This is a genomic window from Ethanoligenens harbinense YUAN-3, assembly GCF_000178115.2.
GTDB lineage: Bacteria > Bacillota > Clostridia > Oscillospirales > Ethanoligenentaceae > Ethanoligenens > Ethanoligenens harbinense.
This window is the reverse complement of record NC_014828.1, coordinates 2,944,521-2,968,906: the sequence shown is the minus strand read 5'-3', so window position 1 is coordinate 2,968,906 and position 24,386 is coordinate 2,944,521. Positions and strand designations below refer to the sequence as shown.

The 24,386-nt window shown below is 56.4% G+C and carries 15 protein-coding genes; 5 read left to right on the top strand and 10 right to left on the bottom strand.

What is annotated here, in order from left to right; all coding sequences use genetic code 11:
- The first annotated feature begins 108 nt into the window (after positions 1 to 108).
- Entirely contained in the window at positions 109 to 1,320 is a 1,212-nt protein-coding gene (locus ETHHA_RS13935) for an aspartate kinase (RefSeq protein ID WP_013486600.1), read from the top strand.
- 216 nt (positions 1,321 to 1,536) lie between these two features.
- Here the strand turns inward: ETHHA_RS13935 and ETHHA_RS13930 are convergent, their stop codons facing one another.
- The 5 genes from ETHHA_RS13930 to ETHHA_RS13910 form a co-directional block, all read right to left on the bottom strand.
- On the bottom strand, positions 1,537 to 1,764 hold the full coding sequence (locus ETHHA_RS13930; RefSeq protein ID WP_013486599.1) for an RDAC family protein: 228 nt from the start codon (positions 1,762 to 1,764) through the stop codon (positions 1,537 to 1,539).
- A 112-nt stretch (positions 1,765 to 1,876) separates the two neighbouring features.
- On the bottom strand, positions 1,877 to 2,269 hold the full coding sequence (gene gloA2, locus ETHHA_RS13925) for an SMU1112c/YaeR family gloxylase I-like metalloprotein (protein WP_013486598.1): 393 nt from the start codon (positions 2,267 to 2,269) through the stop codon (positions 1,877 to 1,879).
- A gap of 171 nt (positions 2,270 to 2,440) precedes the next feature.
- Positions 2,441 to 3,022, bottom strand: coding sequence for a 5'-deoxynucleotidase (gene yfbR, locus ETHHA_RS13920; RefSeq protein WP_013486597.1), 582 nt, complete (start codon positions 3,020 to 3,022; stop codon positions 2,441 to 2,443).
- 1 nt (position 3,023) lies between these two features.
- Entirely contained in the window at positions 3,024 to 3,620 is a 597-nt protein-coding gene (locus tag ETHHA_RS13915; RefSeq protein WP_013486596.1) for a DedA family protein, read from the bottom strand.
- 83 nt (positions 3,621 to 3,703) lie between these two features.
- Positions 3,704 to 5,089, bottom strand: a complete 1,386-nt coding sequence (locus ETHHA_RS13910) for an MATE family efflux transporter (RefSeq protein WP_013486595.1) — start codon at positions 5,087 to 5,089, stop codon at positions 3,704 to 3,706.
- A 442-nt stretch (positions 5,090 to 5,531) separates the two neighbouring features.
- Here ETHHA_RS13910 and sigK point away from each other — a divergent pair, with 442 nt between their 5' ends.
- Entirely contained in the window at positions 5,532 to 6,218 is a 687-nt protein-coding gene (sigK, locus tag ETHHA_RS13900; protein ID WP_013486594.1) for an RNA polymerase sporulation sigma factor SigK, read from the top strand.
- A gap of 303 nt (positions 6,219 to 6,521) precedes the next feature.
- On the opposite strand, the gene ETHHA_RS13895 is transcribed toward sigK, so the two are convergent.
- The 5 genes from ETHHA_RS13895 to ETHHA_RS13875 all read right to left on the bottom strand — a co-directional run bounded on the left by ETHHA_RS13895 (position 6,522) and on the right by ETHHA_RS13875 (position 12,418).
- Positions 6,522 to 6,791 (bottom strand): HPr family phosphocarrier protein, encoded by a 270-nt coding sequence (locus ETHHA_RS13895; protein WP_013486593.1) that lies wholly within the window; start codon positions 6,789 to 6,791, stop codon positions 6,522 to 6,524.
- Positions 6,792 to 6,812: 21 nt separating this feature from the next.
- Positions 6,813 to 8,009, bottom strand: a complete 1,197-nt coding sequence (locus ETHHA_RS13890; RefSeq protein ID WP_013486592.1) for a mannitol-1-phosphate 5-dehydrogenase — start codon at positions 8,007 to 8,009, stop codon at positions 6,813 to 6,815.
- Positions 8,009 to 8,449 carry a PTS mannitol transporter subunit IIA gene (locus tag ETHHA_RS13885; protein WP_013486591.1) on the bottom strand — a complete coding sequence of 147 codons (441 nt, stop codon included), beginning with the start codon at positions 8,447 to 8,449 and terminating at the stop codon, positions 8,009 to 8,011. The genes ETHHA_RS13890 and ETHHA_RS13885 overlap by 1 nt, the downstream gene beginning before the upstream one ends.
- Positions 8,450 to 8,496: 47 nt before the next feature.
- On the bottom strand, positions 8,497 to 10,548 hold the full coding sequence (locus ETHHA_RS13880) for a BglG family transcription antiterminator (protein WP_041686931.1): 2,052 nt from the start codon (positions 10,546 to 10,548) through the stop codon (positions 8,497 to 8,499).
- A gap of 106 nt (positions 10,549 to 10,654) precedes the next feature.
- Complete coding sequence (locus ETHHA_RS13875) at positions 10,655 to 12,418, bottom strand: PTS mannitol transporter subunit IIBC (RefSeq protein ID WP_013486589.1); 1,764 nt, start codon at positions 12,416 to 12,418, stop codon at positions 10,655 to 10,657.
- Between the two features lie 603 nt (positions 12,419 to 13,021).
- On the opposite strand from ETHHA_RS13875, the gene ETHHA_RS13870 reads away from it, so the two are divergent.
- The 3 genes from ETHHA_RS13870 (at position 13,022) to ETHHA_RS13860 (ending at position 24,314) form a co-directional block, all read left to right on the top strand.
- Positions 13,022 to 14,173, top strand: coding sequence for a response regulator (locus ETHHA_RS13870; protein WP_013486588.1), 1,152 nt, complete (start codon positions 13,022 to 13,024; stop codon positions 14,171 to 14,173).
- 260 nt (positions 14,174 to 14,433) lie between these two features.
- Positions 14,434 to 22,047 carry a SpaA isopeptide-forming pilin-related protein gene (locus ETHHA_RS13865; RefSeq protein WP_013486587.1) on the top strand — a complete coding sequence of 2,538 codons (7,614 nt, stop codon included), beginning with the start codon at positions 14,434 to 14,436 and terminating at the stop codon, positions 22,045 to 22,047.
- A 227-nt stretch (positions 22,048 to 22,274) separates the two neighbouring features.
- Positions 22,275 to 24,314, top strand: coding sequence for a transglycosylase domain-containing protein (locus tag ETHHA_RS13860; RefSeq protein WP_013486586.1), 2,040 nt, complete (start codon positions 22,275 to 22,277; stop codon positions 24,312 to 24,314).
- Positions 24,315 to 24,386 lie beyond the last annotated feature (72 nt).

Genomic DNA, 24,386 nt, shown 5'->3' with positions numbered 1-24,386 from the left:
CAAGGGGATTAATAGAACTGGACAGCGGGTGAATGCTTCTGCCGATGGCCGCCGGCCGCGTGCGGGCTTTTGGCTTTTGCCGGCTGGCCACCCTCGGAGGGCTTGAAAATGGCTTTAATTGTGCAGAAATTCGGCGGCACATCGGTCGCCAACGCCGAGCGGGTGTTCAATGTCGCGCAGATCATCACCGAAACCTATCAGGCTGGCAACAGCGTGGTGGCGGTGGTTTCCGCGCAGGGTGACACCACCGACGATCTCATCGAAAAAGCAAACGAGATCAACCCGGCGGGCAGCAAGAGAGAGATGGACGTGCTGCTCTCCACCGGCGAACAGATCTCCATGGCGCTGGTGGCGCTGGCTATACAGAAACTCGGTTTCCCGGTTGTTTCGCTCACCGGCCCGCAGGCCGGCATGCACACGGACAATACATACGGCAACGCGCGCATCAGCCGTATTGACACTGAGCGCATCCAGGCGGAGTTAGGCAAAGGCAAGATCGTCATCGTCGCGGGTTTCCAGGGCATCAACCGCTATGACGACATCACCACGCTGGGGCGCGGCGGGTCGGACACGACGGCAGTGGCGTTCGCGGCTGCGCTGAACGCCGATCTCTGCCAAATCTACACCGATGTGGACGGCATCTATACCGCCGATCCGCGCATCGTAAAGGACGCGCACAAGCTTGACGAGATCAGCTATGATGAGATGCTGGAACTTGCCTCGCTGGGGGCGCAGGTGTTGCACAACCGTTCGGTGGAAATGGCAAAACGCTATCATGTCGATCTTGAAGTGCTTTCCAGTTTTCAGAAAATCAAAGGGACCAAAGTCAAGGAGGTCGTTCAGGTGGAAAAAATGTTGATCCGCGGCGTCGCGCGGGATAACGACGTGGCCCGTATTTCGATCATCGGCCTACCGGACCAGCCCGGGACGGCTTATCACCTCTTCTCGCTGCTGGCCAAGGCCAAGATCAACGTAGACGTGATCCTGCAGTCGATCGGGCGTGACGGCACCAAAGACGTCAGCTTTACGGTGGGCAAAGGCAGCCTGGACGAAGCGCTTTCCCTCCTCCATGAGCATCTGGCATCCATCGGCGGCTGCTGTCTCACGCACGACAGCGACATCTCCAAGGTGTCCATCGTGGGAGCGGGTATGACGACTCACGCCGGTGTGGCGGCCACCATGTTTGAGGCGCTGTATGAGGCGGGCATCAACATCCAGATGATTTCCACCAGTGAGATCAAGGTGTCGGTGCTCATCGCCCGCGAGGATGCCGAGCGCGCCGTGAAAGTGGTGCACAACGCCTTCCATTTCGGCGACTGACCGGCGCGGAAATGCCTGGATGTTTTCCACATATGCGGGGATGATTGTGGAAAAACAGGCGCGCAGCGCATAAGAAAGTAGTTGCCGAATGCCGAGAACGTGGAAAAAAGCACGTCAACAGACGGAAAAACAAAAGCCGCTGTCCTGTGAGTCGGGGACAGCGGCTTTTGTTGGATTTGTGTTCGTGTATCCTATGTCTGCGCGGTGAATCAGGATTTAGGTTGCAACAAAATTCAACTTTTCGTTATCATAGAAATGTACGCCCATTTGGTGTTCTGAAAAAAATTTCTCGATGACCCCATACACTTGTTCGTTGGGATTTTCGCCGACTTGCTCCAGGGTAAACGACTGGCCACCGCAGGCGTCATGCACATGCACGACATAACCATACGGATGGACAAGCTCTTTCAGCTTCGGTACTTCCAACAGTGACAGTACAGCCATATCAACATCTCCCATATAGTATAAGTTTCCATTTATTAAAACACGTTCTAAACAGAATGAGCCGTTTACATTGCTGTCAATCTGCCGTGTTTGCTAAAAATGTCAGATAATATCAACCTTGATAGATTTCTATTGGAAGATCGTCAGGGTCGCGGAAAAACGTGCATTTTTTGTTTGTGAATGCATCGATTCGTATGGGCTCGACCTCCACGCCGTGTGCGAGCAGAAACGAACAAACGGTGTCGATGTTTTCCACCTCAAATGCGATATGCCGTAACCCGACAGCTTCCGGATAGCTCAGACGTTTGGGAGGAGATGGGAATGAAAACAATTCTAGGTTGCAATAATCGTTGATCTTCAGATCCAGTTTGTAAGAATCCCGTTCACGACGATAGACTTCGCGGATAACAGGCAAGCCCAGAAGCCCCGCATAAAATTCTTTTGACTTCTGATAATCTGAGCAAATGATTGCAACATGATGAATTTTATTAAAAATAGATAGCATATGCGGCGTCCTCTTCCCATTCTAGAAACAAACGGCGGTTCGAGCCTGCCTTGGGAAATTTCCTTGCCTGTATTATACCATCCGCGCCGGTTCTGTTCAATCGTCATCCTGCAAACATAAAAAGGCGCTTCGGGTGCGTGACCCGAAGCCAAAAGAAGCGGCGTTTTGCGTTTACTCCTGCTCGTCGAGCGTCAGGCGGAAAGGCGGCAAGAATTCTTTCAGAAAGCAGTCCACCTCGGGCAGGTGCATTTCCTGCAGGAAAGACAACTGGGCTTCAGCCGCTTTTTGGAACTCGGTATTGCCCGCCTTTTCCTCATCCATGCACTTAATGAGGGCGGAGAGCTTGTCTGCCGCTTTCACCAGCAGGAGAAGCGACGTGTGACCCTCTGTGGGCGCCGATACCGCGGCATAAGCGGGACGCAGGTCATCGGGCAGGCAGGCCAGCAGGCGGCTGAGCGCCTGCTGTTCCGCTTCCCGGTAGGAGGCCCGCAGCGTGGAGTTGAAATATTTGACCGGGGTGGGCATGTCCCCCGTGAAGATCTCGGAAGCGTCGTGGTAGAGAGCGAGCAACACGGCCTGTCCCACATCGTAGGTCCGACCAAAACGCGTGTTGCCGATGACGGCCAGCGCGTGTGTCAGCACGGCGGTTTCAAAGCTGTGTTCCATCAGGTTTTCCGGGCGGGTGTTGCGCATCAGGCCCCAGCGGGTGATGTATTTCATGCGCGAGAGGATGGCAAAAAAAGAGGTGTCCATATTAAGTTTCCTTTCGTTTGGCGGACTTTCGGATGCGCAGGACGATTACGAATACGCCCACGGCCACGAGCGGCAGCGCCACCCGCATATAGCCGCGCGTGCCGTAGGCGATGGCTTCCCACTGCCCGGCCAGCAGGTATCCCAGCCCCACCAGCACGGTGTTCCACACAGTGAGTCCGATGAGCGAGAGCAGCGTGAATTTCCAGACCGGCTGGCGCGCCATGCCCGCGATCAGGGAGATATACGTGCGGAAGAGCGGCAGAACCCGTCCGAGCATCACCGAGACCGAACCGTGCTTCTCAAACCACGCACGTGTGGCGCACAGCCCTTTTCCGGCGATGGGGAAGCGCTTTTCCACCCACGCGAGCAGTTTGCCGCCCACGCTGCGCCCCACGGCATAGCAGAGCAGGCAGCCGAGCAGCCCTGCCGCGCAGCAGCCCGGCAGTACATACTGGAACGGCACATCCGTACGGGCGGCAAACGCCCCCGCAAACGGCAAAATCACTTCGCTGGGCAGTGGAAAACAGGCGTATTCCAGCGCCACCAGTATAAAAACGGCCCAGAGCCCATAGGTTTCGACCGCGCTCATCCAGGACATGCGGAGCCCTCCTCTGTTCATGCCAAAAGGTGCGGTCCTATTCTATGCCGTCCGGGTGCGCGGCATGCGCGGCGTGAGGAGGGTTATCTGTTGGTTTCGGGTTGTGCCGCAGACGGAGAGACACACAAAGGGGACTGTGCCGCCTGTCTTTTCCACTGCCGGCTGACCAGCAGATAGGACGGGATGAGGATAGAGAGTGAGCCGACCCATGCGAGCGGGTTGGAAAGGCTCACGCCGGCAAACCCCAGAAACCGCGCCAGCACACCGGCCGCGACGGCGCGCATACCCAGCTCCATGATGCCGGCCGCGGTGGGCACGAAGCTTTTTCCAACCCCCTGCAAGGTATAGCGCACGGCAAACAGGGCGGCCAGCAGGAAATACAGGGAGCAGTTGCAGTTGAAGTAGATCTGTGCCAAATGGATAACGGCGGGTGCGTTTCCGACAAAAAGCCACACGATCTGTTTCCCGAACAGGATGGCTGCCAGGCCGATGGCCGCGCTTGTGGAAAGGGAGAGCACACAGCATTGACGCAGGCCGGTGCGGATGCGTTCCAATTTGCCCGCGCCGTAGTTCTGCGCCGCATAGGTCGCCATGGCGATGCCCAGAGCGATCATGGGCTGCATGCAGACGACGTCGAGTTTCTGCGCGGCGCTGTAGGCGGCCACGGCGGTGGTGCCAAGGCCATTGAGCACGAACTGGATGATGAGGACACCGAACGCGATGATGGAGTTCTGGAACCCCATCGGCAGGCCCACTCGCAGGTGCGCGGCAAGGTCCGCGCGGGTCGGCTGCCAGTCCCCGGCGCGGGGCCTCAGGATGGGGAAGCGTTTGACGATATAGACCAGGCAGCCCGCGCAGGAGCTCAGTTGTGCCAGCACGGTCGCCAGGCCCGCGCCCGCCACCCCCATATGTAGCACGAGGATGAAGAACAGCTCCAGCCCCACATTCAGGCCAGATGCGAGCATGAGGAAAAGCAGCGGGGTGCGGCTGTCGCCCAGCGCGAGAATCAGGCTGGAGAGCAGGTTGAACAGCATCGCCGCGCCGAATCCCGCAAAGATGATGACGATAAAATGATAGGCGTCGTCGAGAATATCGGGCGGCGTGTTCATCAGTTGGAGGATCTGGCGCGTAAATAGGACGCTGAACGTGGTGAAAATCGCTGTGATGGTGCCTGAAACAACCAAACAGACGGCCGCGCTTTTGCGTACGCCTTCGGTGTCATTTGCACCGAACCGCTGCGCCGTGATGATGGAAAGCCCGGCCGCCACGCCTTGTGCAAAGCCGATGATCAGGAACGAAAGGCTGGCGGTGCTGCCTACGGCGGCCAGCGCGCCGATGCCGAGGGTGCGTCCCACGATCAGGGTGTCGGCGATACCGTAGAATTGCTGGCATAGGTTTCCGATCATCAATGGGAAAGCAAACAGGATAATGAGTTTGATCGGACTGCCGGTTTTCATATTTCTGGTCATGGGCACACCGCCTTTCCGTTCGGGCATCGAAGGGGAACCGGTGCATGCGGGTGTTCCCAGAAGTTCGATGCAAATGATCAATCAAGGAACCATTATAAGTTTTCAAAAAGGAAAGTCAATGCAAAGCGGCCATTTGTTTTATTTTCATATCTATGACTAAAACAGTGGAAGTTGTTTTGGCGAAAACGCAAAGAATCTGACTTTTTCCGTTAGGGAGTATACTGTAAACGGTTTCGGTGGAACTGTACGAGCGGCAACAGAAAGGGGGCGGGACGGATGCAAACAGAAGAGCAGCCCGCAGGAGATCTTGGTCATGCTGCACGGATCCATGCGTCCCGGGACGTGCACGATTCATCCGATCACACCATATAGTGGTGACATGGTGCGTTTTGCAGAGTACACACGGTAGGCGTGAAAAGGCATCGGATAAAGGGGTGGCAAGATGTTGATTCCCATTTTGGGCGCCGCGGTGTTCCGGCTGGTCTATTTCGTACTGCATGTCAACCATTCCGGGTCGTTTCCCAAGCCGCTGACGGCGGCCGAGGAACGTGAGTGTCTTGCGCGGATGCAGGCGGGAGACACAAAGGCGCAGGATATGCTCATTGAGCACAACCTGCGCCTCGTCATGCATATCATCAAGAAATATTATGCCAACGCGCGCGATCAGGAGGATTTGCTGTCGGTGGGTACCATCGGGCTTATCAAAGGTGTCATCACCTTCAAGCCCGAAAAAGGAACGCGTCTGGCAACGTATGCGGCCCGATGCATTGAAAATGAAATCCTCATGCATTTCCGCAGCCAGAAAAAATCGGCGCAGGATGTTTACATCAGTGATCCCATTGATACGGACAAAGACGGCAATCAGCTGACACTGATGGACGTGGTGAGCTGCGAAGACACCATTCTGGACGATGTGGACTTGAAAATGAAGTCTGAAAAGCTTCGTGCATACATCGTTAAGCTCCCGCCGCGTGAGCGGGCCATCATCGAGATGCGCTACGGTCTGCACGGCGCCAAACCGCAGACACAGCGCGAGGTGGCGGGCAAGCTGAATATTTCACGCTCCTATGTTTCCCGCATCGAAAAACGGGCGCTGGGCGAGCTGCGGGGGCTGTTTGCAGACGAATAAAAGCGGCCGCTTCGACGAAAGTGCCGCACGTCCGTAGCTGTTCCTGCGTTGAAGCTGTATGGAAAGACGCCCATTCAAACAAAATCTATCCGATGTTCGCAAAAACAGGCACCGCCGATCCAAAACGGATGGCGGTGCTTGCAAAATGCCCTCTGCACCGGAGTGCATGACTTATAATTACTTATTTATGTATTTATTCAATAAATGCCCATTCAAACAAGCTGGTTTTCCCGACGGATTTTGATGAATCCACGCAAAACCCTCGACAAGCGGTATGGGGTTTATTGGTCCGGCATGCGGCGGTTATTCACCAAAATTGCAGGCAAACTGTTCTCCAATGGCCTGCATGGCCTGGTTCTCATCCGGGCCATGCACTTTGACGGTGACGTTTTGGCCCTGTTCCAGCCCCAATGTCATCACATTAAGCAGGCTTTTTGCGTTGGCCTGTGTGCCGTCCGCTTTTTCCATAATGACATTGGATTGAAATTTCGTCACCGTCTTAACCAGAACCTGAGCGGGTCGCAGATGGAAGCCGTGCGCACCGGTGATCGTAAATTCTTTTGTAATCATCATTTCATTCCTTTCGCCGTCCGGTTACACAGCCGCAAGCGCATGGACCGCTACCAGGCAAGAGCGTTTCAGATGCAGCAGTTTCTTATAATTTTCAACGATGTTCCGGACCATCTCGCTGCTTTCGTTTAGGCCCGTAATCCGCCTGATCGCATATTTGATGCCCCCGTCCAGAATATCCATCTGGATATCCATGGCTTTCGGGTCGCCCTCATAATCAAAGGCAAATCCTGCGGCAATGGCGCAGGCGATCGCGTCGTAAGGAAGGTGCAGGTCGTTGCAGAGTTTCAGCGGCGACACCAAGCGGTCGTTGTTGGACAGTTTGCGGACGGGGTCGCGTCCCACGCGGTACAGTTCATCCTGCAGATAGTGGTTTTCAAATCTGCGGAGCAGTTTCTGTGCATACGCCTCCAGTGCGGGTTTATCCATATGGTGCTTTTGATGGAGCGCTTCCAGCGCCTCTTGATGATACGCACAGACCGTCTTGCGGATAAACTCATCGTGGATGGCTTCGTGGACGTATCGGTAGCCTTTTAAAAAGCCGATGTATGCAATCGCCGCATGCGCGCCGTTGAGCAAAAATAGTTTCCGCTCGAGATACGGTTCCAGATGTTCGACATAGCTGACGCCGTGTATATCCGGATTGTGTTTGACTTTTCCGGCTTCCACATCCCATTCAAAGAAATCTTCTACAGCCACGTCGATGGGGGAATCCTTAGCGAGAGTGACGTTTGGCACGATCCGGTCCACCGCGCTGTTTGGAAAACCGACCGTTTTTTCCAGATACGCATGGAAATCTGCGTCCGCGCCGTCCAGAATGGACTGTTTGAGGATGTCGGTCGCAAACAGGGCGTTTTCACAGGCGATGATGTCCAGGGGTGCTTCCGGATTTTTCTGCTGTCGCGCTTTCAGCAAAGGATACAGCAATTTGCCGGTGCTTTTAAGATTGTTTGCCCCAATCGACAGGGTGATCAGATCGGTCTGCACCACCGCGTCTTCCAGTTCTTCCGCCGCGCGCAGATGGATCGCCCGGACGTTTGGGATCGTTTCCTTGGCGGAACTCGTACTCAAGGTGATGACCTGATACTGTTTGAACTGATTGATCTGGTCCGCCAGCGGTTGGGAGATATCGACGAACGTGACCGTATACCCGGATTTCGAGAGGAGATAACCGATAAATCCTCTGCCGATGTTGCCGGCCCCGAAATGCAGTGCTTTCATTACATGATCCCCTCCTCGATGGTTGCCAGGATTTCTTCCGTATCGGTGGCATGGCGCATTTTCTGGACATTTGCGTCGTCCTGGATGGTCAGTGCGATCTTGGAGAGGATCTCAAGGTGCTCGTCGTTTTTGCCCGCGATGCCGATCACCAGATAAGCGACGTTGCCTGCGCCGAAATCCACACCGTCCGGATACTGCGCGATCACGATGCCGGTGTTGATGATGTCCTTTTTGTATTCGTTGATGGCGTGAGGAATAGCGATCCCGTTCCCGATATAGGTGGTAAATTCCGCCTCGCGGGCCTTCATGCCCTGGATATAGTCGGGCTGCACATACCCGCCCTGCACCAGGAGATTGCCGACCCGCTCAATGGCGGCGTCTTTCGATTCGGGTTTCAGGTGTAATTGAATATAGGTGGGAGCCAGAATTTGTTTATTCATGTTCAATCCTTCCTTCGTGTGTCGTTGCGGTATGCGGCGATGGTTGTTCAGCGGGTGGTCGGGCACAGACAGATTTTGCCGATTTTTTGCCTCACCTCCTCCGGTAAGCCGGTGCGAAGCGTTTCGATCAGTGCGGGGCGGTCGACCAGCGACATGCTGAGGTTGCCCAAACTTTCCAGAACCAGCGGATGTGCGGTTTCCTTTGCCAGAAGCACCACGAAGGTATCCACCGGTTCGTCGTTGGAGTGGGGATTGTGCAGCAGCATCTGCCCGCGCAGCCGGTAGATGCCGATATACGGTTCGGCCACCGTTTCCGAGCGCGTGTGCAATAAAGCCAGGCGGGAGTTGGGAATCACAACGCTGCCGATCTTCTCGCGTTTTAAAATCCGGTGTTCGATTTCTTCCCGGTCGGTCACCACGGATTTTTCGAGCAGACGGGAGGCAATGGTATGAATCAGGCCAGGCATATTCGTGGCGGTCACCGTTTCGATCCGCAGGGTCTCGAACATTTTCCCGATGGATTCCGATACCTGGTTGCCGACAGGATCCGGCGCGTGGGAAAGGGGAGCCACTTCGGCGCGCTTTTCTGTTTCCTGCTTGATGGAATCAATCGTTTGGCTGATCCGTTGGATATCCTCCGTGCTCAGGAACGGTGAAACGACAAAGACCCGGTCTTTGCGGTTTCGCTTGAGGTCTTTGATGTCTACGGTCGAAAGGATCAGGTCGTAAGGCTGGCTGTTTTCTTCCCAGCCTTTCAGCGAGTTGACGGTAATATGTTGAATGGTGGGGAACAGCTTTTGGATTTTTGCGGAAAGGATGCGTGCCGCGCCCATGCCGTTGGGGCAAATGATGAGTATGGAGATATCGTTGTAAAAGTTTTCTCCGCTGTCGAGCATATACCCGACATACATGGTGATGTTTCCGATCTCGTTTTCCGACAGGCGGATATTGTATTTTGAAAAAACCAGATTGCACGCGTGCTTTACGGCGTCGTACAGAGTTCCATAATAGCTGTGCACCTGGCCAAGCAGCGGGTTTTGAAGCTGGATGCCCAAGTAGGCCCTGCAAATGGAGGCATTTAATTGACGGGCCATTCCGTCGATCAACTGCCGGTCGTTCTGAAAGGCTGCGCCTTCTCTTTTCCGGATTTCATAGAGGACTTCTTCGCTCAGTTTTTCAAGCGGGATACCAAGGGCTTTAATCTTCTGGTCCATGCTGTGCTGGTACTGGTTGCCCGGAAGATGGATGAAGATATAGACCATCTCGTCTTCCGGCACCTGCATCTGCTCTTGCCGGAAGAACTGCTGTAGGCGGTTGAAAAGCGCCGGGTTATTCGAGCGTGCGTCCTGTTTGAACGCCGCCGAGAGCTGCAGGGAAGCTCCGTCAAGCGATTTTTTGAGCGATAGGGCGATGTAAAGGAATGCTTTCAGATATTCCATGTCGTCTTCATCGGCCAGCATATCCGCGACAAAGTCCAGCATATCGCGCGTGTGCCCGATGATTTTTTTTCCAAACAAGACATCGAACAGCAGTTTTGTGGTCAGCTCGTGCTTGGTCTGGTAGATGAAAGACAGCAGGTTTTCCGGCGGTTTATACGCGTAAATCACATCGACCAGAGCATTGCGTTTGTCCCATTCGGTGCCGTTTATCTGGATGCCGAATGTGCGCTGCCGGTCCATGGACAAATTGTGCTCCGGCAACCGTTTCTCGATTTTTTCCATGTACATGCTGATGGTCGCTTCCGTCACATCCATCTGGTAGCTGAAGAATGCGGATTTATAAGGTGCATCCGCCATGAGCAGCTGTGCCGTGATGAACAGGAGCCGCTGCTCCGTGGTAAGCAACTGCGGCTTGCAAATGTCGCCCAGGTCTTTTTTGATTTGTTCGACGGCCTGCTCCGTCCCTTCCATGTGCAAAAGCGGATTCTTGAAGACCAGTTTGACGGAATGGTTTTCTGCCATGTGATTGATGGCGGAAATTTCGCGCAGGATGGTGCGCTCGCTGATCTCCATCTGCTTTGATAATTGTCTGATGTCCACCAGACGAGTATCGGTCAGCAGAGTCAGTATATATTTTTGTCGTGCGCTGAATTTCACCATAAGCCTCACCATTTATTTCACAAACGCTGAATGGTAACCGAAGAATGGTTGCCAAGGCACCGCGCATGTGACGGTTTTCGCGGACCCGGAAAGAACATGCTGTTTTTTAAGCGTGCACCATGTGTTCTTTCAAAGAAACGATGTATGCATCGTATGTCTTATTGTCCAGAAAATTATTGACCGGGATAATCGTCGCGTTCGGTACGGTTCCGGCCGCCCGTTCGACCAGGCTCTGCTGGGTGAACACGACTTCGGCGTTTGCGGGAATCTCATTGACAGGGGCGTGTTTGACTTCAATGCCGGTCAGACCGGCGTCTTTCAGTTTTTTCCGGAGGAGCGTTTCGCCCATCGCCGAGGACCCCATGCCCGCGTCACAGGCAAAAACGATCAGATCGGGGATTTTGACAGGGGCGTCTTTGGGTTGCTGAGCCGGCAGGGTGGCGATGTAGTTGTCGTATGCTTTGTTATCCAAAAAGTTGTTGACGGTGATGATGGTCGCATTTGGCACCACGCTTGCCGCCCGTTCGGCCAGGCTCTGTTGAGTGAACACGATTTCCGCGTCTGCGGGGATCTCGTTCACCGGCGAGTGCCGCACTTCGATCTCGGTGATCCCGGCGTCTTTCAGTTTTTTCCGAAGAAGTGTCTCGCCCATTGCGGAAGAGCCCATGCCCGCGTCACACGCGAAGATGATGAGCGAGGGCATTTTGGAAACCGTTGCGGTTGTTGCTGCGGCGGCCTTTCCTTTGCTTTCCGCTTTCATTTGGGAAACTTTGCTCTGTGCGTCGGAAAGCGCCTGGTCGGCGTCTTCCGTATAGGCGGAGCGTTTGACAATGACCGAGGAGATCAGGAACGATACGACCGAGCCTACCGCAATGCCGAACAGGATGGGGAACAGGCCGCCCTTCGGACTCATCAGGATTACCGCGATGATGCTGCCCGGAGAGCAGGTGGCCACCAGGCCTGCGCCCGTTACCACAAAAGTGAAATCCGCCGCGATGCCGCCGCCGATCACGCCGAGGAGCAGGAGCGGGTTCATCAGGATATACGGGAAATAGATCTCATGGATACCGCCGAAGAAATGGATGAGAACGGCGCCGGGTGCCGAAGTTTTGGCCGTGCCCTTTCCAAAGAAGGCATAGGCAAGCAAAACACCAAGGCCTGGACCGGGGTCCGTTTCCAGCAGGAAGAAGATGGATTTCCCCACGGCTTTGGCCTGCGCGATGCCGATCGGATCGAAAATGCCGTGGTTGATGGCGTTGTTCAGGAACAAAACCTTTGCCGGTTCGACCAGGATGGCAATCAACGGCAGCATGTGGATGTTGGTAATCCACTGCGCCGCGGCGCCCAGCGCATCCGAAACGGTGGTCACAAAAGGCCCGACGAAAGAAAAACCAAGCAGTGCCAGAATGCCTGAAAAAATGCCGATCGAGAAGTTGTTCACCAGCATTTCAAAGCCGGCCGGGATTTTTCCGTCGATCGCTTTGTCGAAGCGCTTGATGATGTAACCGGCCAACGGTCCCATGATCATGGCTCCCAGAAACATGGTGATGGGGGAGCCGATGATCACGCCGATAGTCGCAATCGCTCCGGCTACGCCGCCGCGGGTGCCGTAAATGATCTTGCCGCCGGTATATCCGATCAGGAGAGGCAGAAGATAGGTGATCATGGGTGTGACCAGTTTGTTGAACGATGGGTTCGGCAGCCAGCCGGTCGGAATGAACAGGGCGGTGATAAGCCCCCAGGCGATAAAAGCACCAATGTTTGGCATCACCATGCCGGCCAAAAATCCGCCGAATTTTTGTACATGGGCTTTTGCGCTGCCGTGCTTTTGGGCTCCGGAAGCGGCTACGGCAGAACTAATATTCTCCATAAAATCATCCTCCTATTGTTTATGTTTTTGGTGTGGTTTTAATATATCATCCGCCGCTTTGGTTTACAAGAACGAGCACTTTAGAGTTGTCGTTGAAAATGAATGACAAAAAATAAGCACACCTAAAAAACAATTTATTGCAAATGCACAAATTCATTTCATTGGATGATCTGAACAAAAATGTAACGGCACAGGACCGTGGACGGAATTCCCGTAGATTATAAAAAGAATGGGTTTCTCACCGGGTGGGTTTCAGGCCGGAGACCTCGCTGATGCGTGAGCCAAATCCTTCCGCCAGAATGACGATTTTCCTTTCAACCGCTTTTGTATATTGTGGCCGGCGATGTTTCTGCCAATCCAAAGGTGATTCATCGAATGTTATCGTGAAAGATCAGGGCCTGCTTGAAAATGGGGCACACAGCATATATGGAAGCCGTTTTCATGGCCGCGCGGGGTTCATGGCAACGGCCGCATGTGAATATGGACTTGCTTCACGCCGTTTTTTATTTTATGATGTTAGAGACCGGTTGCTTTACATAAAGGAAACGCCGTGCCGAACGGGATTTTGCGGTGCGCACAGATAGATTAGGAAAGGGAGCAACTATGCTGACAGCGATCTTGTTTGACGATGAAAAACCGGATTTTCTCATGTTGGAGCGGTACCTGCGCGATACCGGCCGCGTGCAGGTGCTTGGCGCCTATCGGACCTATAGCGGGCTCATGGATGCGGCGCGGAACCAAAAACCGGATGTGGCGTTCCTGGATGTGGAGCCCCCGGAAAAAAGCGGGTTGGCGGCAGCGCGGGAGCTGCAGAAGGTTTCACCCGAAACCGACACGGTGTTTGTTTCGGCTTGCCGGCAGTATGCGCTGGACGCATTCGATCTCAACGCGGTGGACTATCTGCTCAAGCCGGTGCAAATCGGGCGGCTGATGCGGACCGTGGAGCGGCTGTGCGAAAGGCGCAGGCTGCGCACGGGAGAGGCCCTGGAGCCTCCGTCCGGCTTTCAACTGCGGTGTATGGGCGAATTTAACCTGTACGACGGCGAAAACGGCTTTTTGCACTGGCCGACCCAGAAGACACAGGAGCTGCTGGCTTTCCTTTGGCGCAACCGCGGGCGGACGGTCGGCACCTCTGTGCTGACGGAAACGCTTTGGCCCGAGCTGGACAATGTGCGCGCCCGCAACAACCTGTATACGACGATCTATAATCTGAAAAAGGAACTGGGCCGGTTTGTGGGCGAGGAAGTGGCCATCAGCAAAAGCAGCGGTGGTTACCAGCTTTTCACCACGCTTAAAAGCGATGCCGAATGCATCGAGGAGCTGCTGAAAACAGTGGGACAGGGTGAATTTGAAGAAGACCTGCGGCGCTACAGACAGGCGATGTCGCTCTATACCGGAAACCTGTTCGGCGCAGAAGACTATGCTTGGGCGCATGGCGCACAGGCTTTTCTGCTGGAACTTTTCCAAAAGCACGGGATGCGGCTCGCCAACCGCCTGCTGGGTAAAAACCGTTGGCGGGAAGCGCAGGAGATCCTCCAGTACCTGCTGCTGCGCGACCCCTGCTGTGAGGGCGCCTATATCCTGCTGATACGCACGCATGCTGTTGCCGGCGATGTTGCCGAAACGCGCCAGTGCTATATGCGGTATTGCAAGATGATGCAGAACGAGTTTGCCGTAACGCCGCGGGAACTGGACGAAATTCTCGGGAAAGCCGGCGCTTCCGCACGCAATGTACATAAGCCGCTTGACGCCTAGTGCGTATACGGCTCTCCAAAACCGGTAAATTCACTTTTTTCTCAGAATTGTTTTAGATTATATTTAGATGTATTTTGTATACTTTCCTTGTCCACTATGTGCTTCGGCGCGCGGGTCATACATGGCCTGTGCTGTGCATAGCGTTGCATTAGGCGGTTTATCCGGACATGCCGCCTCGCTGCGTCCGGCCGCGGGGGCCGACGCAAATGGACTCCGTGTATTTTCATAAGATGCGGGGCAAATGTGCAGGAGGGGAAAGCATGATAAAAGCAGTCAAAAGGAAATTGCTCTCCATGATGGCGGTCATCACGGCCGCGGCCGTGGGGCTGACGGCCATCGCGCCGTCACTGACGGCAGAGGCGGCAACCATCGGGTTCCCAATCTTCGATCAGATCACGCTGACCGATACCTCGAAAAACCTCAGTGTAACGGTCAACGATACGGGCAGCCCCGCGACGCTCGGCAGCGCGGCCAACCTGATCGGTACCGACGACAGCGTGAGCCTGTCCTATCATTTCACGATTGCAAACACCACGACCACCCAGCGGGTCAACAGCGGCGATACATACGGGTTCACCATCCCGTCCCAGCTCATTATGGCGGGGTATGCCGGACTGAGCAATTATCCTCTGAAAGACGGAAACGGCGATCAGGTCGCCACCGTCAATATCACACCGGCCGGTGTGGGCACGCTGACATTTTCGGATTATGTCAACGACCATTCCAACCTGACCGGCACCTTTACGTTTAACTCGACGTTTAACAAATCGAATATTTCCAACGGCACCACGGTGCCTGTCCAGTTTCAGGTGGACGGTTATGCACAGCCGTTTACCATCGACACCGTATTTTCGCAGAGCGCGCCGACCAACCAGAAGAGCGGCTCCGTTCCCGACGCGAACGGCAACATCACCTGGACGGTGCGGCTGAACACCTCCGGCAATACCATACCGGCGGGTTCATCCATCTCCGACCCGATCACGGGCTACCAGACCTATGTGCCGGGCACGTTCAAGATTACGGACGCGACCAAGAAAACCACGGTGCTTGACAGCGGCGCGGCGACCGACAGCAGCGTCTATACGGCGGGCAGCACGCCCACCGGGCTGAATGCCGTGACCGGCACGCTTGCTTATACGTTTGCGAACGGATTTACAGACAACGACGAGTATGACGTGACCTATCAGACGCATATCACCGACCCGTCGCAGTATTTCAGCGGTTCGCAGATCGGCAACACGCTGACATTCAAGCACGCGGGCTGGTCCGATCAGCAGGTGACGGCTTCCGGTGTCACGATTTCCAAGCCGAACTATATCACCAAAACCGGTTCATACGGCAGCGGAGCGGTCACCTGGACCATCCAGTACGACAACGACAGCACCCCCGAGGATCTGCACAACGTGGTCATCACCGACCCGATCCCGGCCGGGACGACGCTGCAAAATGTTTATCTGAACGGCAGCGCCACGCCGCTCACGCTGGACTCGAGCCCGGCAGCTGTTTCAAACGGCAGCGCGGGTTATAACAGCACGGGCTATCTGCCCGCGCCCGGAAAATACAGCGTCATCACAACCAGCAGCGGCAAAACCCTTGTTTACAACGCGGGGGAAATCACCTCGCAGCAGACGCTGAAGCTGGTCACCGCCATCGACAACCCCAACTACAACCAGGTGAACGACCCGGGCTACAGCAACACCGCGACGATCTGGGCCGGCGACAACGGCTATATCGCGGGCGGTGTGTCCTCCGGCAGCGCATCGGTCGGCACGGGGGTCAATGTCATCCAAAAATCGGTGCTGAGTCAATACGATCCCTCTACACACCAGATTCAGTGGAAGATTCTGATTAACAAGACCGGCCAGACCCTGCCGGCGGGCACGTTTGTCAGCGATACCATCCCCACCGGGCTTTCGTATGTGCCGGGTACATTTAAGTTGGTGGACGTCACGCAAAGCAACAGCGTGGTGTACGACAGCGGCGCTTCGGGCGACGGCGCCGTCTATTCGGCCGGGGCGATAAAGTACACGTTCGGGAGTGCCTTTACCGATCAGTATGCGATTACCTATACCACGGTGGTGAACGACCCGGCTGTTTACGCCAACAATGTCGTCAACAAGGCCTATCCCAACACTGCGGTGCTCAACCCCAATAACAGCAGCAATACCAGCTCGTCCACCGCGACGGCGTATGTCACCAGCAACACACTGAAAAAATCGGGGTCATACGACCATGTAAACCGTGCAATCAACTGGACCGTCACGGTCAACCAGGACAAAACGCAGCTTGACAATGTTGTCGTCAAAGACCTGCTCAACGGCACGGGCATGTCCAACTTCGCGCTGGATCAAAGCTCCGTGAAGGCTACGGACAGCCACGGCAACCCGGTGTCCTTCACCGATGATTTTACCAATGGGCTTACGGTCAATCTGGGCAATATCAGCGATCAGATCACCATCACGTTCAGCACCAAGCTGACCCCGGATGCGTTCACCTATTTTGTAACAAACAACGCGAACCAGACGATCAGCACCTCCAACCAGGCCACCATGACCACCGACACCTGGCCGGACCACACTGTCACCTCCAACACCGCGCAGGTGCAGATCAGCAACACGGTGGTGAGCAAGAGCGGCTCGACATCCACAAGCAGCAATGTGGATTACATCGATTGGAGCGTGCAGATCAACCAGAACGCCGTGCAGATCTCCAACGGCGTGATTTCCGATACGCTGCCCGCCGGGCTGACGCTCGACACCTCCAGCGTCAAGCTGTATCAGCAGACGCTCCAGACCGATGGCACGTATGCCGCGAATCCCACGCAGGTTAATCAAAGCAACTATTCCATGACGTATGACGCCACTTCCGGCAATTTTGTCTTCACGCTGCCTGCGTCGATCACATCGCCCTATCTGCTCACGTTCCGCACGTATATCAGCTCCAGCTATTACAACAAGACGGCAACGTTCAGCAACTACGTCACATTTAATGGCACCGGTTTCACGCAGACCAGCAACACGACATCCGGCGGTACGCGGTATTACGGCGCGAGTGGCAGCGCCGACGGTACGTACGGCACGATCACGATCCTCAAAAAAGATACTTCCAATACCAAAATCCTTCCCGGTGCTACGTTTACCATGAATGACGGCTATTCCACCCGTACGGCCACGACCGACAGCAACGGGCAGGCGAATTTCGGCATGCTGCGCTTTGGCACCTATACGTTCACGGAAACGAAAGCCCCGGACAACTACCAGTTGGACAGTACGCCGTTCCAGGTGACGGTCGGCAGCACGACCCCAACCGTGACCTATACCAAAACGGATACGCTGAAAAACGGCACCATCCAGTTCACCAAACTCGGCGATAACGGTACGGGTCTCGCGGGTGCGGTCTTTACGCTCTATCAGGCCGACGGGACGACTCCGGTAACCAAAAACAACGTGAACGTTACCGCCACCTCCAACCAATATGGACAGGTGGAGTTCGACAATATCCCGTACGGCACCTATGTCATCAAGGAGACCGCGACGCCGGACGGCTATCTTCCCATTACGATCGGTGGCGTGCAGCTGCTCGACAGCAACGCGAGCATCGACACCGCCAACGGCAACACGCTGAATCTGGATACGGGCACCTATGACGGGACGCATGTGCTGGCCGCGTCGGCCCGCACAGACGCGGCCGGCGGCTCGATCACCGTCACCAAGGTGGACCAGAGCAGCCCCTCGACCACGCTGACGGGTGCAGTGTTTGTGCTGATGCAAAACGGTTCGCAGGTGGGCTCGCCGCAGACGACCGGCCAGAACGGCGTGGCGAAGTTCACCGGGCTCGCATCCGGCACCTATACCCTGCATGAGCAGACACCGCCGACGGATTACGGCACGGCGGCCGATTATACATTTACCATTGACGGAACCAAGCCGCTGGCGCAGCGCAATCTGACCTATACCGCCACCGATGCGAAACTGACCGGCACGGTCACGTTTAAGAAAGTGGACGGTTCCGGAAACGGGCTGGGCGGCGCCGTGTTCCGGCTGCGCACCTCCGGCGGAACACCGGTTGCAGACGCTACGTCCAGTTCGGACCCGGCGACGCTCGGGCAGGTCACGTTTACCGGTGTGCCATATGGCGACGGGTATACGATCGAAGAGGTCACGGGCGTCCGCAACCATGCCATGATGGCGCAGCCGTATACGTTCAGTCTGCATCAGCCGTCGCTGGATCTGGACGCCTTGAATACGGCGAATCACGTGAGCCCCAACCCGTTTATCAACACACTGAAAACGGCAAATGTCTGGTTTTCCAAGACAGACGGCGCTTCCGCGCTGGACGGCGCGACCTTCGGGCTGTATACCGACGCCGGAATGACCCACCAGATCGGGATGGCGACATCCGTCGGCGGCAAGGTCACGTTCGGCAATGTGCCGTACAGCGACAGCCCGTACTACGTGCAGGAACTGAGCACCCCGGACGACGCGCATTACCAGAAGGCGGCTTCGTTCTCCTTCTATCTCAACGACAATACGCTCGGCGTCAGCAACGGCGCGGTGCAACTGACCAAAACCAACACGTCGGCATTGAGCGGCGGCGTCTCCCCGTTTGACGCAAACGGCAATGTGGCGGATGCCCCGCAGGGCAGCATCACGGTGCGGAAAACAGATGCCCAGATCGGCAGCGTGCTGCAAAGCGCCGCGTTCCAACTGCTGGACGCCAATAAAAACGTACTTGCCACCGGCTCGACCAATGCTTACGGCTTGCTGGTATTCGGCAACCTGAGACTGAACGCGACCGGCAATACGGTCTTTTATCTGCATGAACTCAATCCGCCGGCCGACTATGCTCTGCTGACGCTCGATACGCAGGTGGTTTTGAATTACGCGAACAGCAAGGCCAATCTGTCCAATCTTGACGTGACCCAGCCGGTCGGCAACACACTCAAGACCGGCACCATCCAGTTTACCAAGCGCGGCACCGGAGACGTCGCGCTGCAGGGAGCGGTCTATACGCTCTACACCAAGACCGCGTCCGGCGGCAAAGGAAGCGCGCTGGCCGCGACCGATACGCGCCCCAATCCTGTCACGTCGGGTCAAAACGGCCTGGTGCAGTTTACCAATGTGCCCTACGGCGACTATATCATAGAAGAGACCGGCACCCAGAGCGGTACTCCGGCGGCGGATTATACGGTGAGCAGCGCTGAAATCTCCGTTGGCCTGCACGACGCATCCGGCGGCACCGTGACCCTTCCGGATGTGACCGATACGCTCAAGACCGGCAGCGTCCAGTTTACGAAAAAAGCGGCGGACGGCAGCAACCTTGCGGGCGCGACGTTCACGCTCACGGGCGCGGGCGGCTACTCGCAGCAGGTGACTTCGGACCAGAACGGCCTGGTGAAATTCACGGATGTGCCTTATGGCGAATACACGCTGACGGAAACAGGCGCGCCGGTGGACTACACCATCGTGGCGCCGGTGGCGGTCTCGCTGCACGACAGCACGACGAACGGCACCGGTTCGCTCACCATGCACGACATGGTGGACGCGCTCAAGACCGGCGCCATCCAGTTTACGAAGAACGGGGCAGGCGGACCGCTGGACGGCGTGACCTTCACGCTTTACGATGCGGACGGCGTCCACCCCATTGCCGACAGCAATGGCAAAGCGATCACGGCGGTGTCCGGCCAGAACGGGCAGGCGGGCGTAGTGCGGTTCACCAACATCCCGTATGGGAACTATAAGATTTGGGAAACCGGCACGCCGGCGGATTATCTCCCCTACACCGCAGCCATCCCGGTGAGCCTGCACGACGGCCAAGTGGATGCGGACGATACCTTGCAGCTCAATGCGGTTACCAATACGCTCAAGACCGGCACCGTCCAGTTTACCAAGAAAGCGGCGGACGGCAGCAATCTCGCGGGCGCGACGTTCACGCTCACAAGCGCGGGCGGCTACTCGCAGCAGGTGACTTCGGACCAGAACGGCCTGGTGAAATTCACGGATGTGCCTTATGGCGAATACACGCTGACGGAAACAGGCGCGCCGGCGGACTACACCATCGTGGTGCCGGTGGCGGTCTCGCTGCATGACAGCACGACGAACGGCACCGGTTCGCTCACCATGCACGACATGGTGGACGCGCTCAAGACCGGCACCGTCCAGTTTACCAAGAAAGCGGCGGACGGCAGCAATCTCGCGGGCGCGACGTTCACGCTCACGGGCGCGGGCGGCTACTCGCAGCAGGTGACTTCGGACCAGAACGGCCTGGTGAAATTCACGGATGTGCCTTATGGCGAATATACGCTGACGGAAACGGGCGCGCCGGCGGACTACACCATCGTGGCGCCGGTGGCGGTCTCGCTGCACGATAGCACGACGAACGGCACCGGTTCGCTTACCATGCACGACATGGTGGACGCGCTCAAGACCGGCACCGTCCAGTTTACCAAGAAAGCGGCGGATGGCAGCAATCTCGCGGGCGCGACGTTCACGCTCACGGGCGCGAGCGGCTACTCGCAGCAGGTGACCTCTGATAAAAATGGCCTGGTGAAATTCACGGATGTGCCTTATGGCGAATACACGCTGACGGAAACGGGCGCGCCGGCGGACTACACCATCGTGGCGCCGGTGGCGGTTTCGCTGCACGACAGCACGACGGGCGGCACCGGTTCGCTCACCATGCACGACATGGTGGACGCGCTCAAGACCGGCACCGTCCAGTTTACCAAGAAAGCGGCGGACGGCAGCAATCTCGCGGGCGCGACGTTCACGCTCACGGGCGCGAGCGGCTACTCGCAGCAGGTGACTTCGGACCAGAGCGGCCTGGTGAAATTCACGGATGTGCCTTATGGCGAATACACGCTGACGGAAACGGGCGCGCCGGCGGACTACACCATCGTGGCGCCGGTGGCGGTCTCGCTGCACGATAGCACGACGAACGGTACCGGTTCGCTCACCATGCACGACATGGTGGACGCGCTCAAGACCGGTACCGTCCAGTTTACCAAGAAAGCGGCGGACGGCAGCAATCTCGCGGGCGCGACGTTCACGCTCACGGGCGCGGGCGGCTACTCGCAGCAGGTGACCTCTGATAAAAATGGCCTGGTGAAATTCACGGATGTGCCTTATGGCGAATACACACTGACAGAAACGGGCGCGCCGGCGGACTACACCATCGTGGCGCCGGTGGCGGTTTCGCTGCACAACAGCACGACGAACGGCACCGGTTCGCTCACCATGCACGACATGGTGGACGCGCTCAAGACCGGCACCATCCAGTTTACGAAGTGGGCGCAGAACGGCGGTGTGCTGCCCGGAGCGACCTTTACGCTGACCGGCGGATCGGTCAGCAAGACCGCCACCTCCGACCAAAACGGCGTGGTAAAGTTCACGGATGTGCCCTATGGCGACTATGTAATCACCGAAACCGGCGTGCCCGCCAACTATGTGGCGGTCAGCCCCATCTCCGTTTCACTGCATGACGGTAATACATCCATCCACAGCGGCACTCTGGATCTGGGGCGTGTGACTGACACGATCAAGACCGGTGATGTTGTGGTCCACGATGGCGGCGAAACGCCGGGTCAGGTCGTTACGATCTATGACCAGAACGGCAACCCGATTGCGTCCGGCGTAACGGATGCGAACGGCAATGTGGTGTTCCACGATGTGCCCTATGGCAGCTACGTGGTGAAAATCGGCGACAAGATCGTCCCGGTAGCTCTCAACTCCCCGACAGCCAACGTGGATCTTGCGGCAAACCCATACACCGGTATGACGGGCGAAGATCTGCCTCCCTACGCGGCGCTGGGTGCGCTGATGCTGGCTCTGGGCGGCGCGACGCTGGCCCTGAAGCGCCGGCGGAAACATGAATAATCAATAAAATGCCAATCTTCCGGCAGGGAAGACTGAACAGGGCCGCCACTCAATGGCGGCCCTGTTTTATGTCCGGACGAGACTTGAACTTGTAAATAATGGAATTCATGTTGCCAGCCGTGTGCATTCATGGTATACTGATTTGAAGCCTGCGGGCCATCGTGGGCCGGGGTTTGCTCTCCGGGGATAAGAGCGGGTCATTTTCTTGTAAGGAGGATCACCTGTTTATGAAAGCAGCAGGGAACAACAGGCCGCCCGCTTCTAAAAAAGCCGCGTCCGGCTCCAAAAAGACGGAGCGGCATGTTGCGAACAAGATCGGCAAGGTATTCCTGACACTTTTCCTTTTAGTGGTCATCACGGGGTCAATCGTGGTGGGCACGCTCGCCGTATATATTTTAGTGTTTGTTAAGCCGGAAAATATTGACCTGACAAACGCACAGCTCAAATTCACCAGCATGATCTATGCGAACGACAGCAGCGGCAATCCGCAGTTGGTCTCTCAGATCAACGGGGGCGAAAACCGCATCTGGGTCAGCATCGACCAGATGCCGGACAATCTGAAGAACGCATTCATCAGCACCGAAGACCAGCGCTTTTATGAGCACGAGGGCGTAGATTGGAAGCGGACCATCGGCGCCTTCGCCAACTTTTTTCTGCACTTTTACAGCACCGACCAGGGCGGCTCCACCATCACGCAGCAGCTTATCAAAAACATCAACGGCGATACGTATAACCGCAAGCCGGGCGTGAAGATCGCCGAAATCGTCACCGCGCTCAATCTCGAGAAAAAGTTTTCGAAAGACCAGATCCTCGAGAGCTATCTCAACACCATCCCGTTGGGCGGCAGCAGTTACGGCGTGGAGGCGGCGTCGGAGTCGTATTTCGGCAAAAGCGCCAAGGATCTCGACTTGGCGCAGTGCGCCGTGCTTGCGGGGCTGACACAGGCGCCCAACAGCTACAACCCGCTCAAACATCCGGACAAGGCCAAGACCAGGCAGGCTTATGTGCTCAAAAATATGCTTGACCAGAAGATGATCACACAGGCGCAGTATAACCAGGCGCTGGCCGAGCCGCTCACCTATGTGGGGCAGCAGCCCGCCATCCGCAGCTGGTTCGTGGACCAGGTGATCAACGACGTCATTGACGATCTGGTGACGCAGAAGGGCTATATGCGTACCCGGGCGACGAGCATGGTGCTCAACGGCGGGCTGAAGATTTATTCCACGCTGAATCCCACCGTGCAGACCGCGATGGACAATGTCTACCAGACGAACGCGAACAGCAGCGACATCTGGCTGGCCGGCAAAAACGGTACGTATCAGTCCGCCATGGTCATCATGGATTATTCCGGCGCGGTGCTGGGCCTTGAGGGCGCACGCGGAGCCAAGACCACCAACCTCGGGTTCAGCCGCGCGACCGATATGCTGCGCTCCCCGGGTTCTTCCATCAAGCCCATTGGGGTATATGGCCCGGCGATTGAACAGGGGCTCATTTCCTGGTCGAGCACCTTCCAGGATTCGCCGCCTATCACCCTCAACGGTTCCCCGTGGCCGCACAACGACGATTCCTGGTCCTATCAGACCATGACGGTGCCGGAAGCGCTGGCACAGTCCAAGAACACCATCGCCGTACGGATCGAACAACTGGTCAAACCGGCTACTACGGTCAATTTCCTCACCAACAAGCTGGGCTTCACCACACTGGTGACAAAGGCGGATAAAAACGGCAACAGCGATATGGGCCTGGCCGTGGGAATCGGTTCGCTTACCAAGGGTGTTTCGGTGGAAACCATGGCGGCGGCCTACCAGCCGTTTGGCGACGGCGGGCTGTACAACAAACCCTATACTTACACCAAAGTGCTCGACAGCAACGGCAACGTGCTGCTGGAGAATAAGGCGACCGGCACCCGCGCGTTCTCCCAGGAAACGTCCACCATTGTCAACCGGCTGCTGCAAAACGATGTTACCAACGGCACCGGCGTGAAAGCGCAGCTTTCCAGCACTACGGTGGGCGGCAAGACCGGTACCACCGATAACGGCTGGGACCGCTGGTTTGTCGGCATCACACCCGATTATGTCGGGGCCACATGGTGTGGTTATGATGACAACAAGGAAATGTACACCAGAGACAACCCATCGGTTATTGCATGGCACGCCGTGATGCAGAAGATTCAGTCCGCCCTGCCGTATAAGACCTTCCCCGTCTGGGGGGATGTGGTGCAGGGGGCGGACGGCGGCTGGTACAAAGCCGGCACACAGCCTCAGTAATCGGATAGACTACAGGGCATCCTTCAGAGAAAGCCGCCCCCACAACGCGCATGGCGTGCGTTGTGGGGGCGG

What these genes read in the sequence shown, in the direction of transcription:
- ETHHA_RS13935 (WP_013486600.1), top strand. Translation starts at nt 109, where the DNA reads ATGGCTTTAATTGTGCAGAAATTCGGCGGCACATCGGTCGCCAACGCC.
- ETHHA_RS13930 (WP_013486599.1), bottom strand. Translation starts at nt 1,764, where the DNA reads ATGGCTGTACTGTCACTGTTGGAAGTACCGAAGCTGAAAGAGCTTGTC.
- gloA2 (WP_013486598.1), bottom strand. Translation starts at nt 2,269, where the DNA reads ATGCTATCTATTTTTAATAAAATTCATCATGTTGCAATCATTTGCTCA.
- yfbR (WP_013486597.1), bottom strand. Translation starts at nt 3,022, where the DNA reads ATGGACACCTCTTTTTTTGCCATCCTCTCGCGCATGAAATACATCACC.
- ETHHA_RS13915 (WP_013486596.1), bottom strand. Translation starts at nt 3,620, where the DNA reads ATGTCCTGGATGAGCGCGGTCGAAACCTATGGGCTCTGGGCCGTTTTT.
- ETHHA_RS13910 (WP_013486595.1), bottom strand. Translation starts at nt 5,089, where the DNA reads ATGACCAGAAATATGAAAACCGGCAGTCCGATCAAACTCATTATCCTG.
- sigK (WP_013486594.1), top strand. Translation starts at nt 5,532, where the DNA reads ATGTTGATTCCCATTTTGGGCGCCGCGGTGTTCCGGCTGGTCTATTTC.
- ETHHA_RS13895 (WP_013486593.1), bottom strand. Translation starts at nt 6,791, where the DNA reads ATGATGATTACAAAAGAATTTACGATCACCGGTGCGCACGGCTTCCAT.
- ETHHA_RS13890 (WP_013486592.1), bottom strand. Translation starts at nt 8,009, where the DNA reads ATGAAAGCACTGCATTTCGGGGCCGGCAACATCGGCAGAGGATTTATC.
- ETHHA_RS13885 (WP_013486591.1), bottom strand. Translation starts at nt 8,449, where the DNA reads ATGAATAAACAAATTCTGGCTCCCACCTATATTCAATTACACCTGAAA.
- ETHHA_RS13880 (WP_041686931.1), bottom strand. Translation starts at nt 10,548, where the DNA reads ATGGTGAAATTCAGCGCACGACAAAAATATATACTGACTCTGCTGACC.
- ETHHA_RS13875 (WP_013486589.1), bottom strand. Translation starts at nt 12,418, where the DNA reads ATGGAGAATATTAGTTCTGCCGTAGCCGCTTCCGGAGCCCAAAAGCAC.
- ETHHA_RS13870 (WP_013486588.1), top strand. Translation starts at nt 13,022, where the DNA reads ATGCTGACAGCGATCTTGTTTGACGATGAAAAACCGGATTTTCTCATG.
- ETHHA_RS13865 (WP_013486587.1), top strand. Translation starts at nt 14,434, where the DNA reads ATGATAAAAGCAGTCAAAAGGAAATTGCTCTCCATGATGGCGGTCATC.
- ETHHA_RS13860 (WP_013486586.1), top strand. Translation starts at nt 22,275, where the DNA reads ATGAAAGCAGCAGGGAACAACAGGCCGCCCGCTTCTAAAAAAGCCGCG.